Source organism: Streptomyces sp. NPDC026417 (genome assembly GCF_055567695.1).
Genome location: NZ_JBVHPY010000047.1, coordinates 1 through 18655 on the forward strand (window position 1 = coordinate 1; position 18655 = coordinate 18655).

Genomic DNA, 18655 nt, shown 5'->3' on the forward strand with positions numbered 1-18655 from the left:
CCCACCGCTCCGGCACCATCAAGGGCCTCACCGCCGAAGTCGGCGCCTCCCTCACCTCCGGCGCCCCCATCTGCGACATCAAGGACTGACCCCACACCACACCCAAACGCCCGGCCCCTGTCCCAGGAGCCGGGCGTTTCGGCATGCACCCGCAGCGCACCTGCCCACAGCCGGAACCCGAACGGCCCACAGCCGGACCCACGACGAACGGGGCCGTGTCGGTACATCAGATGCCTGTTGCAGGTGCAGGGGACCGGGCCCTTCGGCATCCGTCCCACACCCGCAGCGCACTTCCGCCCACAGCCGGAACCCGAACGGCCCACAGCCGGACCCACGACCACCCGCAGCCGCCCCACGACGGAAGGGGCCGTGTCGGTACATCAGATGCCTGTTGCAGGTCGGGCAGGCAACTCCGGTCCGCCCCGCGACCGAGCGGCACGCCCGACCTGCAACAGGCGGATGTACCGACACGGCCCCGACCCACCCACCGCGGAACAGGCGCCCCGCGGCTCGACCCACCCACCGGAGACAGCCACCTCGCGGCGTTGCACCACCCACGCGGGGACAGCGACCGCGGCGTTGCACCACCCACGCGGGGACAGCGACCGCGGCGTTGAACCACCCACGCGGGGACAGCGACCGCGGCGTTGCACCACCCACCGGAGCCGGAGGCCCCGCGGCTCGACCCACCCACCGGAGACGGACGCCCCGGCAGGACGGCCGCACCTCCCGTCAGCGGCGGCGCATGTCGGCCACCCGAGCCCGCTCCCCCGGAGCCTGCTCACCCAGCACGGTCGCGCTCCGCAACTGCGCCCCCGCTCCCGGCACCTGCCCCCGGCGCGGCCCCGGCAACGGCATGTCCCGGCGCGACTGACGCCCCGCCGGGCCGGGATCACCCCCCGCGCCACCCGCCGAGGACGCCGATGACGACCCCGCCACCGCGATCTGCACACCCTGGTCGGCCAGCGCCTGCAACTCCGTGGCCGCCCGGTCGTCGTGGCCCGGCGGCTCGTCGGTCACCAGCCGGGTGATCAGGTCCGTCGGCACGGTCTGGAACATCGTGTCGGTGCCGAGCTTGGTGTGGTCGGCGAGGACCACGACCTCCCCGGCCGCCTGCACCAGCGCCCGGTCGACCGACGCCGACAGCATGTTGGACGTCGACAGTCCGCGCTCGGCGGTCAGACCGCTCCCGGAGAGGAAGGCGCGGGAGACCCGCAACCCCTGCAAGGACTGCTCGGCCCCGCTGCCCACGAGGGCGTAGTTGGAGCCGCGCAGGGTGCCACCGGTCATCACGACCTCCACGCGATTGGCATGGGCCAACGCCTGGGCCACCAGCAGCGAGTTGGTGACGACGGTCAGACCGGGCACCCGGGCGAGCCGGCGGGCCAGCTCCTGGGTGGTGGTTCCCGCCCCCACCACGATGGCCTCGCCCTCTTCGACGAGACCCGCGGCGAGATCGGCGATGGCCGTCTTCTCGGCGGTCGCGAGATGTGATTTCTGCGGAAAGCCGGACTCCCGCGTGAACCCGCCCGGCAATACCGCACCGCCGTGCCGGCGGTCGAGGAGTCCTTCTGCCTCCAGTGCGCGCACGTCCCGCCGTACGGTCACTTCGGAGGTCTGGACGACGCGGGCGAGCTCACGGAGCGACACGGCCCCGTTCGCTCGCACCATTTCGAGGATCAATTGGCGACGTTCTGCAGCGAACACGAAACTGACAGTAACCCCAACGACCGTCTGCTTTCAGCAGTTTGCGCCGAATAACAGAAGTTGTTCGCACTGCAGGACAAGAAGTGGTATACGCGCCTACGCCCGGCGCCTATGCCGAGAGAATGGGCGGCAACTCCCCGTGACCAGCGGCCCCGCGGACGAATCCACCGCGCGGGCGCCCCACCGGCACCGCCCGGACGCCGCGCGGAACCCGCGCGGTCACCCCGCGGACACCTCCGCGAGTCAGCCCTCGCCCGTGTTCTTCCGCGTGTGCAACTGCCGGGCCACCTCGGCGATCGAACCCGACAGGGACGGGTAGACGGTGAACGCCTTCGCGATCTGCTCGACGGTCAGGTTGTTGTCGACCGCGAGCGAGATGGGGTGGATGAGCTCCGAAGCCCGCGGCGCGACGACGACGCCGCCGACCACGATCCCCGTACCCGGCCGGCAGAAGATCTTGACGAAGCCGTCCCGGATGCCCTGCATCTTGGCCCGGGGGTTGCGCAGCAGCGGCAGCTTGACGACCCGGGCGTCGATCTTGCCGGCGTCGACGTCGGCCTGGGTGTAGCCGACGGTGGCGATCTCGGGGTCGGTGAAGACGTTCGACGAGACCGTCTTCAGGTTCAGCGGGGCGACCGCGTCCCCGAGGAAGTGGTACATCGCGATGCGGCCCTGCATGGCTGCCACGGAGGCGAGCGCGAAGACCCCGGTCACGTCACCGGCGGCGTACACGCCGGGAGCCGTGGTCCTGGAGACCTTGTCCGTCCAGATGTGCCCGGACTCCTTGACCCTGACCCCGGCCTCCTCGAGCCCCATGCCGCTGGAGTTCGGAATGGCGCCGACCGCCATCAGGCAGTGCGATCCGGTGATGACCCGCCCGTCCGCGAGCGTGACCTCGACCCGGTCGCCGACCCGCTTGGCGGCCTGCGCGCGCGAACGGGCCATGACGTTCATGCCGCGGCGGCGGAAGACGTCCTCCAGGACGGCCGCGGCGTCCGGGTCCTCGCCCGGCAGCACGCGATCACGGCTGGAAACCAGCGTGACGCGCGACCCGAGCGCCTGATAGGCCCCGGCGAACTCGGCGCCGGTGACACCGGAGCCGACCACGATCAGCTCTTCGGGGAGTTCGTCCAGGTCGTAGACCTGGGTCCAGTTCAGGATCCGCTCGCCGTCCGGCTGCGCGTCGGGCAGCTCACGGGGGTGGCCGCCGGTCGCGATCAGTACCGCGTCGGCGACGAGGGTCTCCTCGTTGCCGTCGGCGGCGCGCACGACGACCTTGCGCGAACCGTCCATGGCCTGCTGCCCGTCGAGGCGCCCGCGACCGCGCAGCACCCGCGCGCCGGCCCGGGTCACGGACGCGGTGATGTCGTGCGACTGGGCGAGCGCGAGCCGCTTCACACGGCGGTTGACCTTGCCGAGGTCGACCCCGACGACCCGCGCGGGCGTGTCGATGTGCGGGGTGTCGTCGGCGACGATGATGCCGAGTTCCTCGTAGGACGAGTCGAAGGTGGTCATCACCTCGGCCGTCGCGATCAGGGTCTTCGACGGGACGCAGTCGGTGAGCACCGACGCCCCGCCCAGACCGTCGCAGTCGACGACGGTCACCTCCGCGCCGAGTTGGGCGGCCACCAGGGCCGCCTCGTATCCGCCGGGTCCGCCACCGATGATCACGATCCGAGTCACGTACTCCATTGTCCCGCACCCGCCAAGGTGCTTCCGCCCGGGGGCCGCCGAGCGTGCATTCGAGCGACTTCTGTTACACGAGGGGCGGGGGTCGCCGCTGCCGTACCCTCGACCCCATGTCGCTCTACGCCGCGTACGCCGGCAATCTCGACCCGCGGCTCATGACGCGCCGCGCCCCGCACTCGCCGCTGCGCGCCACCGGCTGGCTGAACGGCTGGCGGCTGACCTTCGCCGGTGAGCACATGGGCTGGGAGGGCGCGCTGGCGACGATCGTCGAGGCACCGCGCTCCCAGGTGTTCGTGGCGCTGTACGACGTCGCACCCCTGGACGAGGACTCGATGGACCGCTGGGAGGGCGTCGGTCTCGACATCTACCGCCGGATGCGGGTGCGGGTGCACACCCTGGAGGGCGAGGAACCCGCTTGGGTGTACGTGCTGAACGGATACGAGGGCGGGCTGCCGTCGGCCAGGTACCTGGGCGAGATCGCGGACGCGGCGGAGTCGGCCGGGGCCCCGCACGACTACGTCATGGAGCTCCGCAAGCGCCCCTGCTGAGGTCAGGGGCCCGCACCGGGGGCGCTCCGCCGGTGCCGGCCGGTCTTCCCGAGCGGCCCCGGCCCGTCCCGCGAGGGTCCTCTTTCGTGGGAAACGACAAGACAACGATCGCATGACCGTGAGCTCTGTCATCTACGCGCGTAGGCCCGGACCGGCTACCCTCATGCGCGTGAACGCATCTCTTCTTCCGGACGACATCCAGGGCGACCCCTACGCCGCCGCCGACGCCGCCGCCGCGCGCCTGCGCGAACTCACGGGCGCCGAGACCCACGACGTCGCCCTCGTGATGGGCTCCGGCTGGGCTCCGGCCGTGGACGCCCTGGGCGTCCCCGAGGCCGAGTTCCAGGTCACCGAGCTGCCCGGCTTCCCGCCGCCGGTGGTCGAGGGACACGGCGGCAAGATCCGCTCGTACCGCACGGGCGGCAAGCGGGCGCTGGTCTTCCTGGGCCGCACCCACTACTACGAGGGCCGCGGCGTCGCCGCCGTCGCGCACGGTGTCCGCACCGCCGTCGCCGCCGGCTGCAAGACGATCGTGCTCACCAACGGCTGCGGCGGCCTGCGCGAGGGCATGCGGCCCGGCCAGCCGGTTCTGATCAGCGACCACATCAACCTGACGGCCACCTCGCCGATCGTGGGCGCGAACTTCGTGGACCTCACGGACCTCTACTCGCCGCGGCTGCGCGCCCTGTGCAAGGAGGTCGACGCCAGCCTGGAGGAGGGCGTCTACGCCCAGTTCCCCGGCCCGCACTACGAGACGCCGGCCGAGATCCGGATGGCCCGCGTCATCGGGGCGGACCTGGTCGGCATGTCGACCGTGCTGGAGGCGATCGCCGCGCGCGAGGCCGGTGCGGAGGTCCTCGGCATCTCCCTCGTGACGAACCTCGCCGCCGGTATGACGGGCGAGCCCCTCAACCACGAGGAGGTCCTCCAGGCCGGCCGCGACTCCGCCGCCCGCATGGGCGCGCTCCTCACGCAGGTCCTGGACCGCCTCTGACCCACCGGGGTCGCCGCCCCCGGCCCCCGGGTCCGCCGACACGCTCGTCCCCGGACGCCGGACGGGCCGGAACCTCCCAGGTGCGGGCGGGACTCCGGCCCCTCCGGCGTTCGGGGAGCGGTGTCCGGGGCGGCGCCCCGCGGCGGGACGCGCAGGAGCGGCGGGCACGGAACCCGGGTACACAGCAACGTACGACGAAGACGAAGACGAGAGGTTGACCCCACGTGCAGGACGAACTCATCGCACGGGCCGAGGCATGGCTGGCCGAGGACCCCGACGCGGAGACCCGTGAGGAACTCGCCAAGCTCATCGCGGCCGCGGACGTCACCGAGCTCGCCGCACGCTTCGGCGGCACCCTCCAGTTCGGCACCGCGGGCCTCCGGGGCGAGCTGGGCGCCGGTCCGATGCGCATGAACCGCTCCGTCGTCATCCGGGCCGCCGCCGGCCTCGCCGCGTACCTGAAGGCGCAGGGCCACACGGACGGCCTCGTCGTCATCGGCTACGACGCCCGCCACAAGTCGGCCGACTTCGCCCGGGACACCGCGGCCGTGATGACCGGCGCGGGCCTGCGGGCCGCCGTGCTCCCCCGTCCGCTGCCCACCCCGGTCCTGGCCTTCGCCATACGGCACCTCGGCGCGGTCGCGGGCGTGGAGGTCACCGCCAGCCACAACCCGCCGCGCGACAACGGCTACAAGGTCTACCTCGGCGACGGTTCGCAGATCGTCCCGCCCGCGGACGCCGAGATCGCGGCGCAGATCGACGCCGTACGCTCCCTGGCCGACGTGCCGCGCCCGGACAGCGGCTGGGAGACGCTGGACGACAGCGTCCTGGAGGCCTATCTGGCCCGTACGGACGCCGTCCTCTCCCCCGACTCGCCCCGGACGGCCCGCACCGTCTACACCGCGATGCACGGCGTCGGCAAGGACACGCTCCTCGGGGCCTTCGCCCGGGCCGGGTTCCCGGAGCCCGTCCTGGTCGCGGAGCAGGCCGAGCCCGACCCGGACTTCCCGACCGTCGCGTTCCCCAACCCGGAGGAGCCGGGCGCGATGGACCTGGCCTTCGCGAAGGCGCGCGAGACCGGTCCCGACCTGGTCATCGCGAACGACCCGGACGCCGACCGCTGCGCCGTGGCCGTCCGGGACGGCGCCGACTGGCGCATGCTCCGCGGTGACGAGGTCGGCGCGCTGCTCGCCGAGCACCTGGTCCGCCGGGGCGCGCGCGGCACGTTCGCCGAGTCGATCGTCTCCTCCTCGCTCCTCGGCCGGATCGCCGGGAAGGCGGGGCTGCCGTACGAGGAGACGCTGACGGGCTTCAAGTGGATCGCCCGCGTCGAGGGCCTGCGGTACGGCTACGAGGAGGCACTCGGCTACTGCGTCGACCCCGAGGGCGTGCGCGACAAGGACGGCATCACCGCCGCGCTGCTCGTCACGGAGCTGGCCTCCGAGCTCAAGGAGCAGGGCCGCACGCTCCTGGACCTCCTGGACGACATGGCCGTCGAGTACGGCCTGCACGCCACCGACCAGCTCTCGGTCCGGGTGGAGGACCTCTCGGTCATCGCGAGCGCGATGCAGCGCCTGCGCGAGCAGCCGCCGACCCGTCTCGCGGGCCTGACGGTCGAGAACGCCGAGGATCTGACGCGGGGCACGGACACGCTCCCGCCGACGGACGGGCTGCGGTACACGCTGGACGGCGCGCGGGTGATCGTCCGCCCGAGCGGCACGGAGCCGAAGCTGAAGTGCTACCTGGAGGTCGTGGTGCCGGTCGGCACGCATGACGACCTGCCCGGGGCGCGCACCCGGGCGACCGGCCTGCTCGCGATGATCAAGCAGGACCTGTCGGCGGCGGCCGGCATCTGAGCGACCGCCCCACCCCGCCACCTCGGCGAAGCCCCGGCCCGGACCTCCGGACCGGGGCTTCGGTCTCACCCGGCCCGGCCGGGCGAGACCGTGCGGACCCGGCCGCCTAGGGCAGCAGGAAGAGCAGGAACACCGCCCAGGCAGCCGTGAGGAGCAGGCTCAGGGGCCACAGCGGTCGGCTCCCCACTCGTTCGCCGCTGTCCCCGGTGGGCCGCAGTGCGGGGTCGTGCCACATGGCGGTGATCTCGGCGGCGGTCCTCCGGTACGGGTGGATCCGGCCCAGCCGGCGTTCCAGCCAGGGCAGCCGCGGGCCGTGGACGGTCCACTCGGGGAACGAGGCCCGGTGGCTGTCCACCTTCAACGCGGTGTGCCGGCACTCGACCACCCGTATGTGGTCCCAGGCGACGTGGCGGCTGCCGCGCAGTCCGCTGAGCCAGAGCCCCGAGCTGTCGGCGGTGATGCGCCACGCCGCCTTGCCCGGCAGCGACAGCACGCCCATCAGGCCGACCACCGCGCCCAGGACGTAGCGCCACACGCCGTGCTGGCCGAGGAAGGCATAGCTGCCGAGCAGTACGAGACCGGCCGCGCCGAGCCGGTCCCACCACCCCGCGGTCCATCGCCGTACGGCCACCGCGCCCGGGTCCAGCGCCGCCACCGCCGCCGCCTGCTGCTCCCTGTCCTCCGCCTCGCGGGTCGCGGCGTTCCTCAGCGCGGCGACGCGGCGGCGCGCCGCACGGTCCGACAGCGGGCGCACCGGACCCGTGGACCAGGCCACGGACGGCGGCTCGTCGGGTTCCTCGCCGGCGGCGACGACGAGGATCTCGGCGCCGTCGCAGGGCACCCCGTGGAGGACGGCCTCGCGCAGCGGCCCCGGCGCGTCGAGGCCCGCGAGGAGGTCGTCGAGTTCGTGGGCGTCCCCCTCCGCGTCGTCATCGTCGTGGTCCTCGTCGTCTTCGTCTTCGTCGTCCTCGTCGTCATCGGGCAGTTCGCGCAGGGTGACGCCGAACAGCGGCCGGCCGGCCTCCCGGTCGTCCGCGGCGAAGACCTCCGTCCCGCCGTCCCCGTCCTCGCGCACCAGCACGCGCAGCACCGGCATCGGAGCGGCGCGCAGCACGGCGGCCCGGCGCCGGCCGAGGGCACCGGAGAGGGCGGCCGTGAGGCCCAGACCCAGCACGTACCAGCCCGCCGTACGGGTCACGTCCGGGTCGTCGGCGAGGTCCCAGGTGTCCGCCGTGGCGAGCAGGACGGCGCCGAGCACCCCGAGGAACAGCCCGGCCGGCACGAGGAACGCTCCGCGCTCCGGCCGCCGGTCGCCGTCCGGGCGGGGCGCGGTCACCCCTTCCGCCGCGGTCAGCGCCGCCTGCCGCTGGGCCGCCCGGGCCCGCAGCCGTACGCCGGCGGCCGCCCAGGAGACGGCCAGGCCCACGAGGACCGGCACGGTCACCGCCCACGGCAGCCGCGGCTGCTGCGTGAGGAGGACGACGGCCGTCACGGGTGCCGCGAAGGGGACGGCTTCGGGCCGCACCGACACCCAGACGATGTGGCAGGCGAGCAGCGCGAGGACGTACGGGCGGGCGTCTCCGAGCGGGGACGGGAGGAGGACCGGGAGCAGGGCGAGAACGCTCAGCGGCAGGAAGAAGCGGGTCCGTACCCGCAGCGGGACGCGGTGCGCCGGGAGTGCCCCGGTCCAGCGGCGGGCCCGCTCGCCGTCCCAGGCACGGCAGCCGTCGGGAACGGCGGAGGCGGGCAGCCGCGCGGGCGGCTCAGGATTCGTACTCATCGTGTTCCAGACGGCCGGACCCCCGACGAGGTTGCCCCGGGGCCCGCCCGGGACGTACGGCCGCCGTCCGGGAAGGAATTGCGGCGCCCTCGCCCCGGCGCGGGCGGGGGCGGTCAGCCCACCGCGAGCAGGATCGCGAGCAGGACGGCGCCGGTGACCGCGGGAGCGATCACCTCGTAGGCCCATCGCACGCCGACCTCGCCCTGTGCGCCCGGCGCCGCGGCGCGGTTCTCGGCGAGCTCACGCAGGTCGTCCATGATCTGGTCGGCCGGGGCGCGGACCGTCTCGGTCGAGATGGCGGACGTGCGGCCGCTGGAGTCCGCGGCGGCGTTGCGGCTCTGCCGCCGGGCGGCGCGCTTGCGGGAGCGCAGGGACACGGGCACGGCCCACAGCTGGTACGTGGTGCCGGACGTGTCCAGGACCTCGTTGGAATAGCCGGAGCGCAGCGAGCCGACGGTGCTCCAGGGCAGCACGATCAGGCGGAACGGGTTGCGGACACGCAGCCGGTCCTCGTTGGCGAAGACGGCCGGGCGCAGGGTGAAGGCGACCACCAGCGGGACGATCAGGAGCAGTGAGGCCAGCGCCAGCCAGGGCGTACGGCCGTCCCCCACGATCACCGCGTCGATGCCGAGCCAGCCCGCGATGGCGAGCAGCAGCACGCCGCCCGCGATGCCGGCGGCCGACCGGTGGATCCGGTCGTTCTGCTCTGGGTGCGAGGCGTCCGATGCGGGAGACTGGTGGTCCGGGGTCGTCATGGCCCCGATTGTGCCCGACAGTGGCGGCTGTGCCCGTACACGGTGGCCGAGCTCACTTCGACCACGTGGGGTGTACAGCTGCTACGCGCGTAGATATGCTCAGCTCGTGACCATGCCCACCACTGCATCCGCTGCTCATGCACTCACGGACGTCGCCGCGTCCGACAGCACGCTGCGCCGCTTCCTCCACGGGCTGCCCGGCGTCGACGCGGTCGGCCTGGAGGCGCGCGCCGCCTCGCTCGGCACCCGTTCCATCAAGACCACGGCGAAGGCGTACGCCATCGATCTCGCCATCTCGATGGTCGACCTGACGACGCTGGAAGGCGCGGACACCCCGGGCAAGGTCCGGGCGCTCGGCGCCAAGGCGGTCCACCCGGATCCGACGGACCGGACGACCCCCAGTACCGCCGCCGTCTGCGTCTACCCCGACATGGTGACCGCCGCCAAGGAGGCCGTCGCCGGTTCGGGCGTGAAGGTCGCCTCCGTCGCCACCGCGTTCCCGGCCGGGCGTGCCGCGCTCGACGTGAAGCTGGCCGACGTGCGCGACGCGGTCGCCGCGGGCGCCGACGAGATCGACATGGTCATCGACCGCGGCGCGTTCCTCTCGGGCCACTTCATGAAGGTGTACGAGGAGATCGTCGCCGTGAAGGAGGCCGCCGGCGCCGCCCGCCTGAAGGTCATCTTCGAGACCGGCGAGCTGTCGACGTACGACAACATCCGGCGGGCCTCGTGGCTCGGGATGCTGGCGGGCGCCGACTTCATCAAGACCTCGACGGGCAAGGTCGCGGTGAACGCGACACCCGCGAACACGCTGCTGATGCTGGAGGCGGTCCGCGACTTCCGCGCGCAGACCGGCATCCAGGTCGGCGTGAAGCCCGCCGGCGGTATCCGCACCTCCAAGGACGCGATCAAGTTCCTGGTCCTGGTCAACGAGACCGCGGGCGAGGACTGGCTGGACAACCACTGGTTCCGCTTCGGCGCGTCCTCGCTCCTGAACGACCTGCTGATGCAGCGCCAGAAGCTGGCCACCGGCCGCTACTCCGGCCCCGACTACGTGACGGTGGACTGATCACCATGACCATCGAGAAGCGGTCATCCGCATTCGAGTACGCACCGGCGCCCGAGTCCCGCGCGGTCGTCGACATCGCCCCGTCCTACGGCCTGTTCATCGACGGCGAGTTCACCGACGCCGCCGAGGGCCGGGTCTTCAAGACGGTCAGCCCCGCCACCGAGGAGGTCCTCGCCGAGGTCGCCCAGGCGGGCGCCGAGGACGTCGACCGCGCCGTGAAGGCCGCCCGCAGGGCCTTCGAGAAGTGGTCCGCGCTGCCCGGCTCCGAGCGCGCCAAGTACCTGTTCCGGATCGCCCGGATCATCCAGGAGCGCAGCCGCGAGCTGGCCGTCCTGGAGACGCTGGACAACGGCAAGCCGATCCGGGAGACCCGCGACGCGGACCTCCCGCTGGTCGCCGCGCACTTCTTCTACTACGCGGGCTGGGCCGACAAGCTCGACCACGCGGGCTTCGGCGCGAACCCCCGCCCGCTCGGCGTGGCCGGCCAGGTCATCCCGTGGAACTTCCCGCTGCTGATGCTGGCGTGGAAGATCGCCCCGGCCCTCGCCACGGGCAACACGGTCGTCCTCAAGCCCGCCGAGACCACCCCTCTGTCAGCGCTGTTCTTCGCCGACATCTGCCGTCAGGCGGGGCTGCCCCGGGGCGTCGTCAACATCCTTCCGGGATACGGCGACACGGGCGCCGCGCTCGTCGAGCACCCGGACGTGAACAAGGTGGCCTTCACCGGCTCCACCGCGGTCGGCAAGGCCATCGCGCGCCAGATCGCGGGCACGAGGAAGAAGGTCACGCTCGAACTGGGCGGCAAGGGCGCGAACATCGTCTTCGACGATGCCCCCATCGACCAGGCCGTCGAGGGCATCGTCAGCGGCATCTTCTTCAACCAGGGCCAGGTCTGCTGCGCGGGCTCGCGCCTCCTGGTGCAGGAGTCGATCCAGGACGAGCTGCTGTACTCCCTGAAGCGCCGCCTCTCCACGCTGCGCCTCGGCGACCCGCTCGACAAGAACACGGACATCGGCGCGATCAACTCCGCCGAGCAGCTGGCGCGCATCACCACGCTCACCGAGCAGGGCGAGGCCGAGGGTGCCGAGCGCTGGTCCCCGGCCTGTGAACTGCCCTCCTCCGGGTACTGGTTCGCCCCGACGCTCTTCACGAACGTCACCCAGGCGCACACCATCGCCCGCGACGAGATCTTCGGCCCGGTGCTGTCCGTCCTCACCTTCCGCACCCCGGACGAGGCCGTGGCCAAGGCCAACAACAGCCAGTACGGACTCTCCGCCGGCATCTGGACGGAGAAGGGCTCCCGCATCCTCGCGGTGGCGAACAAGCTCCGCGCGGGCGTCATCTGGTCCAACACGTTCAACAAGTTCGACCCGACCTCGCCCTTCGGCGGCTACAAGGAGTCGGGCTTCGGCCGCGAGGGCGGCCGCCACGGCCTGGAGGCGTACCTCGATGTCTGATGCTCGACTGTCGGTGTTCAAGACCTACAAGCTGTACGTCGGCGGGAAGTTCCCGCGTTCCGAGAGCGGCCGGGTGTACGAGGTGACGGACTCGAAGGGCAAGTGGCTGGCCAACGCGCCGCAGTCCTCCCGCAAGGACGCCCGGGACGCGGTCGTCGCAGCCCGCAAGGCGTTCGGCGGCTGGTCCGGGGCGACCGCGTACAACCGCGGCCAGGTCCTCTACCGGGTCGCGGAGATGCTGGAGGGCCGCAAGGCGCAGTTCGTCCACGAGGTCGCCGACGCCGAGGGGCTGTCGAAGTCCAAGGCGGCCGACCTGGTGGAGGCGACCATCGACCGCTGGGTCTGGTACGCGGGCTGGACCGACAAGATCGCTCAGGTGGTCGGCGGCGGGAACCCGGTGGCGGGCCCCTTCTTCAACCTGTCCTCACCGGAGCCGACGGGCGTGGTGGCGGTGCTGGCGCCGCAGGACTCCTCGTTCCTCGGCCTGGTGTCGGTGGTCGCCCCGGTGATCGCGACGGGCAACACCGCCGTCGTGATCGCCTCCGAGAAGTCACCGCTGCCGGCGCTGTCCCTGGGCGAGGTGCTGGCCACCTCCGACCTGCCCGGCGGTGTGGTCAACGTCCTGTCCGGCCGGACGGCGGAGATCGCCGCGCCGCTGGCCGCGCACCAGGACGTCAACGCGATCGACCTCGCCGGCGCCGACGAGGCGCTGGCGAAGGAGCTGGAGGTCGCGGCCGCCGACAACCTGAAGCGCGTCGTCCGTCCACAGCCTGTGGATTACGCGCGCACGCCGGGCATCGAGCGCCTCACGGCGTTCCTGGAGACGAAGACGGTCTGGCACCCGACGGGCTCGCTGGGCGCGTCCGGCTCCGCCTACTGAGCCGCAACGAGGTCCGGGGCCTGCGGCCCCCGTGGTCTCGGGACCCCGATCCGTGTCCCCGGGGTCCCGTTCGCCGGAGAGCCGCGCTTCCCCTCCGTCCAGGGGGAGCGCGGCTCTCTCCGCGTTCAGTGCAGCAGCCCGGGCACCTGGCCGACGACCGGGATGCTGCCCACGGACGGCGCCTGGGCCAGCGGCCCGGTGAGCGCCTGCGAGGTCAGCGGCTGGAAGTCGCCCAACTGCGTGCCGACGCCGTTGTCGAGCGGGTCGACGCCCGTGCCCGCGAGGGGGTTGGGCTTGAGTCCCTCGACCGGCCCCGTGACGTACTGGACCATCCCGGACACCGCGCCGAGGCCCGCCTGGGGGTCGAGGTTGCCGAGCGAGGTGGGCCGGGTGTGCGCCACACCGAGTACGTCCTGGGTGTCCGCGGCGGCCGTGGAGGCCCCCGCCCCGAGCGCCGCGCCCGCCGTCGCGAGGGCCACCAGGGCGCGCCGGGCGGTCGGGGAGGTCAGGGGTGTGTGTCGAGCCATCGCTGGTGCCGCCTTCTGGTGCTCAAGGTAATCGGTTCGACACGTAGGGTAGTTGAGGTGTGATGTGCGCTCCAACGTCGACCCGCGGGGTCGGCGCGGGCCGCCCGATGCCTCACACTGGACTCTCGTGAGTCCCCAACCGCCCATACCCGCCCGAGTCGTGCTGCTCTCCGGCCCGTCCGGCTCCGGGAAGTCCCTCCTCGCCGCCCGCTCGGGTCTGCCCGTCCTGCGGCTCGACGACTTCTACAAGGAGGGCACGGACCCGACCCTGCCCCAGGTGGAGGGGAGCTCCGACATCGACTGGGACCACCCCCTGTCCTGGGACGCGGACACCGCCGTCGCCGCCATCACCGAGCTGTGCCGGACCGGGTGCACCACCGTCCCCGTCTACGACCTCTCGCTGAGCGCCCGTACCGGCGTGGAGACCTTCCGCATCGACCGGACCCCGCTGTTCATCGCCGAGGGCATCTTCGCCGCCGAGATCGTCGGGCGCTGCCGCGAACTCGGCGTCCTGGCCGACGCGCTGTGCCTGACCCGGGGGCCCCTCACCACCTTCCGCCGGCGCTTCCTGCGCGACCTCAGGGAGGGCCGCAAGTCGGTGCCGTTCCTGCTGCGCCGCGGCTGGCGCCTGATGCGGGCCGAACGGTCGATCGTCGCCCGGCAGACGACGCTGGGCGCCCACGCGTGCGACCGGGACGAGGCGCTGGGACGGCTGGCGGGTGCGGCGGCCGGCCGGCGCGCGGGCGCCGAGAGCCCCGCGTAGTCCCCCCCCGGCACGCTCCGCACGCACGGAAGCGGGACTGGACGGACCCCCCGGCCCTCCAGTCCCGCTCTTCGTGCTCCCCCGTGGCCGCAGCGGGTCCCCCCCGGACCCGCTTCCCCCGTGACCACAGCGGCTTCCCCCCGGAAACCGCTCCCCCGTGCCTCCCCCGTTCCCCCCGTTGCCTTCAGGCCACCAGCTCGCCGAAGGACTCCTCCTCGTCACGGCCGAAGCTGAGGACCTCGTCCTCGCGCAGCCGGCGGAGCGACCGCCAGATGCTGGACTTCACCGTGCCGACACTGATGTCGAGGATCTCCGCGATCTCCGGGTCCGTGCGGCCCTCGTAGTAGCGCAGGACCAGCATGGTGCGCTGGAGTTCGGGCAGCCGGGCGAGCGCCTGCCACAGCACGGCGCGCAGCTCGGTGCCGCGCATCGCGTCCGTGTCACCGGCGGTCTCCGGCAGTTCCTCGGTCGGGTACTCGTTCAGCTTGCGGCGACGCCAGGCGCTGATGTGCAGATTGGTCATCGTCCGCCGCAGGTATCCCCCCACCGCGGCCTTGTCACTGATCCGGTCCCACGCCCGGTAGGTCGAGAACAGCGCGCTCTGCAGCAGGTCCTCGGCCTCGAAGCGGTCTCCGGTCAGGTGGTAGGCGGTTGCGTACAGGGAGGCGCGGCGCTCCTGGACGTAGGCGGTGAACTCCGCCTCCGACACCGAGCGACGCTCCCCCGTGCCCTCCCCGTACGCGGCTCCCCCGTGAGCTCCCCCGTTCACGGCGGCGCTGTCCGCCGCCGTGGTTCCCCCCGTGAACGCGTCAACCACCGTCATGTACGCGGTGTGCTGACGCCCGGTGCCGCGAGCGCACCCCCGCCCGCTCACGGCACCGGACTTCTCCGTGCTCCGGTTGACGTCGTGAAGACGCGTGACCACTGCGCTAGTGCTGGTGCTGTGCAGCGTGTTCATCTCGCGCCCCCCGTCGTGGAGTCCCGGTTTCCTTGCGTGCCTTGCTGGTGTCGAAAACTTTGCCGTCGGCACTTCATGGCCGTGTCCGCCGACTGTCACAGGCCTGTCACAGGGGTCACCCCCGGGCGCGTCACCGCGCGATCACGGAGAAGAGCCGTACGACTACGCAGACGGCCCCTGGCGCCTTCCATCTGTGCAAGAGATGGGTGGGAGCGGTTCAACGGTCGATAGACCACCGTGCCATGGGCCAGAATGACGTCCGTGCCTTCCCTGTTGCTGATCGAGGACGACGACGCCATCCGTACGGCCCTGGAGCTCTCTTTGACGCGCCAGGGACACCGTGTGGCCACCGCTGCCACCGGCGAGGACGGTCTGAAGCTGCTGCGAGAGCAACGGCCGGACCTCATCGTGCTGGACGTGATGCTGCCGGGCATCGACGGATTCGAGGTGTGCCGGCGCATCCGCCGTACGGACCAGCTGCCGATCATTCTGCTGACCGCGCGCAGCGACGACATCGACGTGGTGGTCGGGCTGGAGTCCGGCGCCGACGACTACGTGGTGAAGCCCGTTCAGGGGCGCGTGCTGGACGCGCGGATCCGCGCCGTGCTGCGGCGCGGGGAACGCGAGGCCAACGACTCGGCGACGTTCGGGTCCCTGGTCATCGACCGGGCGGCGATGACCGTCACCAAGAACGGTGAGGACCTCCAACTGACCCCGACCGAGCTGCGGTTGCTGCTGGAGCTGAGCCGCAGGCCCGGGCAGGCACTGTCGAGGCAGCAGTTGCTGCGGCTGGTCTGGGAGCACGACTACCTGGGCGACTCCCGGTTGGTCGACGCGTGCGTGCAGCGCCTGCGCGCGAAGGTCGAGGACGTGCCGTCCTCCCCCACCCTGATCCGTACCGTGCGCGGAGTCGGCTACCGGCTGGACAATCCTCAGTGACACCACCGCAGGACGAGCGCCGCGGCTGGGCCGCGGCGCGCAGGGCGAGACTGGCGGGACTGCGCTTCACCAGCCTGCGGCTGCGCCTGGTCGTGGTGTTCGGGCTCGTCGCGCTCACCGCCGCCGTGTCGGCCTCGGGGATCGCCTACTGGCTCAACCGCGAGGCCGTGCTGACCCGCACCCAGGACGCGGTGCTGCGCGACTTCCAGCAGGAGATGCAGAACCGCGCCAGCGCGCTGCGCCCGCACCCGACGCAGGACGAACTGCAGCACACGGCCGGGCAGATGGCGAGCAGCAGCCAGCGCTTCAGCGTGCTGCTGGTCGTCGACCGCGAGGACGGCCGCAGCGTCACCGGCAACTCGGACCTGGACGCGTTCACCCTGGAGGACGTGCCGAAGTCCCTGCGGACGGCGGTGAACAGGAAGCAGTCGGTCTCCGCCGGCAACAAGTACGCCTACCACCTGTACTGGCAGCGGATCGTCGAAGACGACGAGCCGTACCTGGTGGCGGGCACGAAGGTGATCGGCGGGGGCCCGACCGGCTACATGCTCAAGTCCCTCGAACCCGAGGCGAAGGACCTGAACTCCCTCGCCTGGTCGCTGGGCATCGCCACCGGTCTGGCGCTGATCGGTTCGGCGCTGCTCGCCCAGGCCGCCGCGACCACGGTCCTCAAGCCGGTCCACCGGCTCGGCACCGCGGCCCGCAGGCTCGGCGAGGGCAAGCTCGACACCCGGCTGCGGGTCTCGGGGACGGACGAACTGGCCGACTTGTCACGGACGTTCAACCGGACGGCGGAGGCGCTGGAGAAACGCGTCGAGGACATGAGCGCGCGCGACGAGGCGTCGCGCCGCTTCGTCGCCGACATGTCCCACGAACTGCGTACGCCGCTGACCGCGATCACCGCCGTGACCGAGGTGCTGGAGGAGGAACTCGACGCGGAGACCGGCAGTGTGGACCCGATGATCGAACCGGCCGTCCGGCTGGTGGTCAGCGAGACCCGCCGCCTCAACGACCTGGTCGAGAACCTGATGGAGGTCACCCGATTCGACGCGGGCACGGCCCGGCTGGTGCTGGACGACGTGGACATCGCCGACCAGATCACGGCGTGCATCGACGCGCGTGCCTGGCTGGACGCGGTGGAGCTGAACGCCGAGCGCGGCATGATGGTCCGGCTCGACCCGCGCCGTCTCGACGTCATCCTCGCCAACCTGATCGGCAACGCGCTCAAGCACGGCGGTTCGCCGGTCTGCGTGTTCGTCCGCAAGGAGTCCGACGATCTGCTGATCGAGGTCCAGGACCACGGTCCCGGCATCCCCGAGGACGTGCTCCCTCACGTCTTCGACCGCTTCTACAAGGCGAGCGCGTCCCGTCCGCGCTCCGAGGGCAGCGGCCTCGGCCTGTCCATCGCCCTGGAGAACGCGCACATCCACGGCGGCGAGATCACCGCCGCGAACTCACCCAAGGGGGGCGCGGTCTTCACCCTGCGGCTGCCCCAGGACACGTCCGCGGCGCCGGACGCGGACGGCACGGAGGAGGACGCCGGATGAGGGGACGACTGCGGGGCGCGCTGGCCCTCTCGGTTCTGGCCGCGCTGCTCACGGGCTGCGGGATCCGCTCGACGCAGGTTCCGACGGACTTCGGACCGGCGCCGTCCCGGGTGCCGTGCACGCTCGCCGGACCCGACCTCTCCACCCAGTCGGCGCCGGGCATCCCGGTCCAGGTGTTCCTCCTGTGCTCCTCGCAACTGGTGACGGTGGACCGCTCGGTGCGGATTCCGGACGGTACGGCGGAGGCGCAGCGGCGGGTGCTGGTCGCCCAGGGCCTGCTGGACCAGCTGGCCGGGAGGCCGTCGGCGCCGGAGACGCAGGCCGGTTACACGACGGACGTGCGGGCGGGTACGCGGGTGAGCGGGCCGCAGGGCAAGGATCCCGAGAACACGTTCCGGCTCAGTACGCCGCCGGAGAAGCTGACGGCGTACGCCCTCGCGCAGATCATCTGCACGTTCGCCAACTCGGAGGCGACCGCCGCGGACGACGGCTCCGTCATCCTGGGCGGGCCCTCGCCGGGGGCCTTGCACCACTACGACTGCACGACGGAGGTCCGCTCCCGCCCCGGCACGGAGTCCCCGCCCTCCACCAAAATCAACGAGAACTGACCCCCGCTCGACGGCACATCGCCGGGCGGGCCCGCCTCCCCGCGCACACCTGATCCGGCTTGCGCCGGGACACCGCCCGGGTGGGCCCACTCCCCCACGTACATCAGCACCCGGCGCCGGGCGGGACAGCGAGCCCGGCGCCGACGGGGAGCCGCCCGGGTGGGCCCACTCCCCCACGTACATCAGCACCCGGCGTCCCGGCCGGCGCCGGGGTGGGACGGCGAACCCGGCGCCGACAGGGCACCGCCTGCGCCCACCCGTGCCGCCCCTTGCGGCACGCCTGCCCGCAGCTAGGGCGACCAGGCCCCGCCCCGCGCCACCTGCCCGCAGCCGGAGCGGCGCGCGCCCGCAGCTGGAACCGACCGGACGCCGCCCCACTCCCCGCACGCCCACCCGCAGTTGACGACGCACCGCCTGCCCGCAGCGCAATCCGTACGCGCCCGCAGCCGCCAGTGCACGGAAGGGGCCGTGCCGGTACATCAAATGCCCGTCGAGACGGGGCCACACCCCACCGAGGAACGCTGGTGACGGACAGAGGTGCCCGACCAGCGACGGGCGGATGTACCGGCACGGCCCCG

The 18655-nt window shown here is 72.5% G+C and carries 16 protein-coding genes; 10 read left to right on the top strand and 6 right to left on the bottom strand.

Features of this window, described 5'->3' with window-relative positions; all coding sequences use genetic code 11:
* Positions 1-732 precede the first annotated feature (732 nt).
* Positions 733-1707 (bottom strand): DeoR/GlpR family DNA-binding transcription regulator, encoded by a 975-nt coding sequence (locus tag ACZ4NT_RS37140; protein ID WP_121405667.1) that lies wholly within the window; start codon positions 1705-1707, stop codon positions 733-735.
* Positions 1708-1950: 243 nt separating this feature from the next.
* Positions 1951-3399 carry an NAD(P)H-quinone dehydrogenase gene (locus ACZ4NT_RS37145; RefSeq protein ID WP_121405666.1) on the bottom strand — a complete coding sequence of 483 codons (1449 nt, stop codon included), beginning with the start codon at positions 3397-3399 and terminating at the stop codon, positions 1951-1953.
* Between the two features lie 107 nt (positions 3400-3506).
* On the opposite strand from ACZ4NT_RS37145, the gene ACZ4NT_RS37150 reads away from it, so the two are divergent.
* The 3 genes from ACZ4NT_RS37150 (at position 3507) to ACZ4NT_RS37160 (ending at position 6794) form a co-directional block, all read left to right on the top strand.
* Positions 3507-3944, top strand: a complete 438-nt coding sequence (locus ACZ4NT_RS37150; RefSeq protein ID WP_121405665.1) for a gamma-glutamylcyclotransferase family protein — start codon at positions 3507-3509, stop codon at positions 3942-3944.
* Between the two features lie 169 nt (positions 3945-4113).
* The gene (locus ACZ4NT_RS37155) at positions 4114-4938 is read left to right on the top strand and encodes a purine-nucleoside phosphorylase (protein WP_121406403.1); all 825 of its coding nucleotides are present in this window, start codon (positions 4114-4116) and stop codon (positions 4936-4938) included.
* A gap of 224 nt (positions 4939-5162) precedes the next feature.
* On the top strand, positions 5163-6794 hold the full coding sequence (locus tag ACZ4NT_RS37160) for a phospho-sugar mutase (RefSeq protein ID WP_121405664.1): 1632 nt from the start codon (positions 5163-5165) through the stop codon (positions 6792-6794).
* Positions 6795-6900: 106 nt separating this feature from the next.
* Here ACZ4NT_RS37160 and ACZ4NT_RS37165 read toward each other — a convergent pair whose 3' ends face one another.
* A complete protein-coding gene (locus ACZ4NT_RS37165) occupies positions 6901-8574 on the bottom strand; it encodes a hypothetical protein (protein ID WP_467729764.1) in 1674 nt (557 codons plus the stop codon).
* A gap of 113 nt (positions 8575-8687) precedes the next feature.
* Positions 8688-9329: a PH domain-containing protein gene (locus ACZ4NT_RS37170; protein ID WP_121405662.1), complete on the bottom strand. Its 642-nt coding sequence runs from the start codon at positions 9327-9329 to the stop codon at positions 8688-8690.
* 112 nt (positions 9330-9441) lie between these two features.
* Between ACZ4NT_RS37170 and deoC the strand changes: the two genes are divergently transcribed.
* The 3 genes from deoC to ACZ4NT_RS37185 are packed head-to-tail and all read left to right on the top strand — an operon-like array spanning position 9442 to position 12735.
* Positions 9442-10398 carry a deoxyribose-phosphate aldolase gene (deoC, locus tag ACZ4NT_RS37175; RefSeq protein WP_183117034.1) on the top strand — a complete coding sequence of 319 codons (957 nt, stop codon included), beginning with the start codon at positions 9442-9444 and terminating at the stop codon, positions 10396-10398.
* A 5-nt stretch (positions 10399-10403) separates the two neighbouring features.
* Positions 10404-11855, top strand: a complete 1452-nt coding sequence (locus ACZ4NT_RS37180; RefSeq protein WP_467729766.1) for an aldehyde dehydrogenase family protein — start codon at positions 10404-10406, stop codon at positions 11853-11855.
* Complete coding sequence (locus tag ACZ4NT_RS37185) at positions 11848-12735, top strand: aldehyde dehydrogenase family protein (protein WP_121405659.1); 888 nt, start codon at positions 11848-11850, stop codon at positions 12733-12735. Before ACZ4NT_RS37180 ends, ACZ4NT_RS37185 begins: the two co-directional genes overlap by 8 nt.
* A gap of 125 nt (positions 12736-12860) precedes the next feature.
* On the opposite strand, the gene ACZ4NT_RS37190 is transcribed toward ACZ4NT_RS37185, so the two are convergent.
* Positions 12861-13262: a hypothetical protein gene (locus ACZ4NT_RS37190; RefSeq protein ID WP_121405658.1), complete on the bottom strand. Its 402-nt coding sequence runs from the start codon at positions 13260-13262 to the stop codon at positions 12861-12863.
* A gap of 127 nt (positions 13263-13389) precedes the next feature.
* Here ACZ4NT_RS37190 and ACZ4NT_RS37195 point away from each other — a divergent pair, with 127 nt between their 5' ends.
* Positions 13390-14025, top strand: a complete 636-nt coding sequence (locus ACZ4NT_RS37195) for a uridine kinase (RefSeq protein ID WP_121405657.1) — start codon at positions 13390-13392, stop codon at positions 14023-14025.
* Between the two features lie 184 nt (positions 14026-14209).
* Here ACZ4NT_RS37195 and ACZ4NT_RS37200 read toward each other — a convergent pair whose 3' ends face one another.
* Positions 14210-14983 (bottom strand): SigE family RNA polymerase sigma factor, encoded by a 774-nt coding sequence (locus ACZ4NT_RS37200; RefSeq protein ID WP_121405656.1) that lies wholly within the window; start codon positions 14981-14983, stop codon positions 14210-14212.
* A 261-nt stretch (positions 14984-15244) separates the two neighbouring features.
* Here ACZ4NT_RS37200 and afsQ1 point away from each other — a divergent pair, with 261 nt between their 5' ends.
* Genes afsQ1 through ACZ4NT_RS37215 form a run of 3 tightly spaced genes read left to right on the top strand, consistent with a single transcriptional unit; the run spans position 15245 to position 18077 of the window.
* Positions 15245-15922: a two-component system response regulator AfsQ1 gene (gene afsQ1, locus ACZ4NT_RS37205; RefSeq protein ID WP_099505496.1), complete on the top strand. Its 678-nt coding sequence runs from the start codon at positions 15245-15247 to the stop codon at positions 15920-15922.
* The gene (locus ACZ4NT_RS37210) at positions 15919-17469 is read left to right on the top strand and encodes an ATP-binding protein (protein ID WP_467729770.1); all 1551 of its coding nucleotides are present in this window, start codon (positions 15919-15921) and stop codon (positions 17467-17469) included. The genes afsQ1 and ACZ4NT_RS37210 overlap by 4 nt, the downstream gene beginning before the upstream one ends.
* Entirely contained in the window at positions 17466-18077 is a 612-nt protein-coding gene (locus tag ACZ4NT_RS37215; RefSeq protein ID WP_121405654.1) for a hypothetical protein, read from the top strand. The genes ACZ4NT_RS37210 and ACZ4NT_RS37215 overlap by 4 nt, the downstream gene beginning before the upstream one ends.
* Positions 18078-18655: the final 578 nt, after the last annotated feature.

What these genes read in the sequence shown, in the direction of transcription:
- ACZ4NT_RS37145 (WP_121405666.1), bottom strand. Translation starts at nt 3,399, where the DNA reads ATGGAGTACGTGACTCGGATCGTGATCATCGGTGGCGGACCCGGCGGA.
- ACZ4NT_RS37185 (WP_121405659.1), top strand. Translation starts at nt 11,848, where the DNA reads ATGTCTGATGCTCGACTGTCGGTGTTCAAGACCTACAAGCTGTACGTC.
- ACZ4NT_RS37215 (WP_121405654.1), top strand. Translation starts at nt 17,466, where the DNA reads ATGAGGGGACGACTGCGGGGCGCGCTGGCCCTCTCGGTTCTGGCCGCG.
- deoC (WP_183117034.1), top strand. Translation starts at nt 9,442, where the DNA reads ATGCCCACCACTGCATCCGCTGCTCATGCACTCACGGACGTCGCCGCG.
- ACZ4NT_RS37170 (WP_121405662.1), bottom strand. Translation starts at nt 9,329, where the DNA reads ATGACGACCCCGGACCACCAGTCTCCCGCATCGGACGCCTCGCACCCA.
- ACZ4NT_RS37165 (WP_467729764.1), bottom strand. Translation starts at nt 8,574, where the DNA reads ATGAGTACGAATCCTGAGCCGCCCGCGCGGCTGCCCGCCTCCGCCGTT.
- ACZ4NT_RS37150 (WP_121405665.1), top strand. Translation starts at nt 3,507, where the DNA reads ATGTCGCTCTACGCCGCGTACGCCGGCAATCTCGACCCGCGGCTCATG.
- ACZ4NT_RS37200 (WP_121405656.1), bottom strand. Translation starts at nt 14,983, where the DNA reads ATGAACACGCTGCACAGCACCAGCACTAGCGCAGTGGTCACGCGTCTT.
- ACZ4NT_RS37190 (WP_121405658.1), bottom strand. Translation starts at nt 13,262, where the DNA reads ATGGCTCGACACACACCCCTGACCTCCCCGACCGCCCGGCGCGCCCTG.
- ACZ4NT_RS37180 (WP_467729766.1), top strand. Translation starts at nt 10,404, where the DNA reads ATGACCATCGAGAAGCGGTCATCCGCATTCGAGTACGCACCGGCGCCC.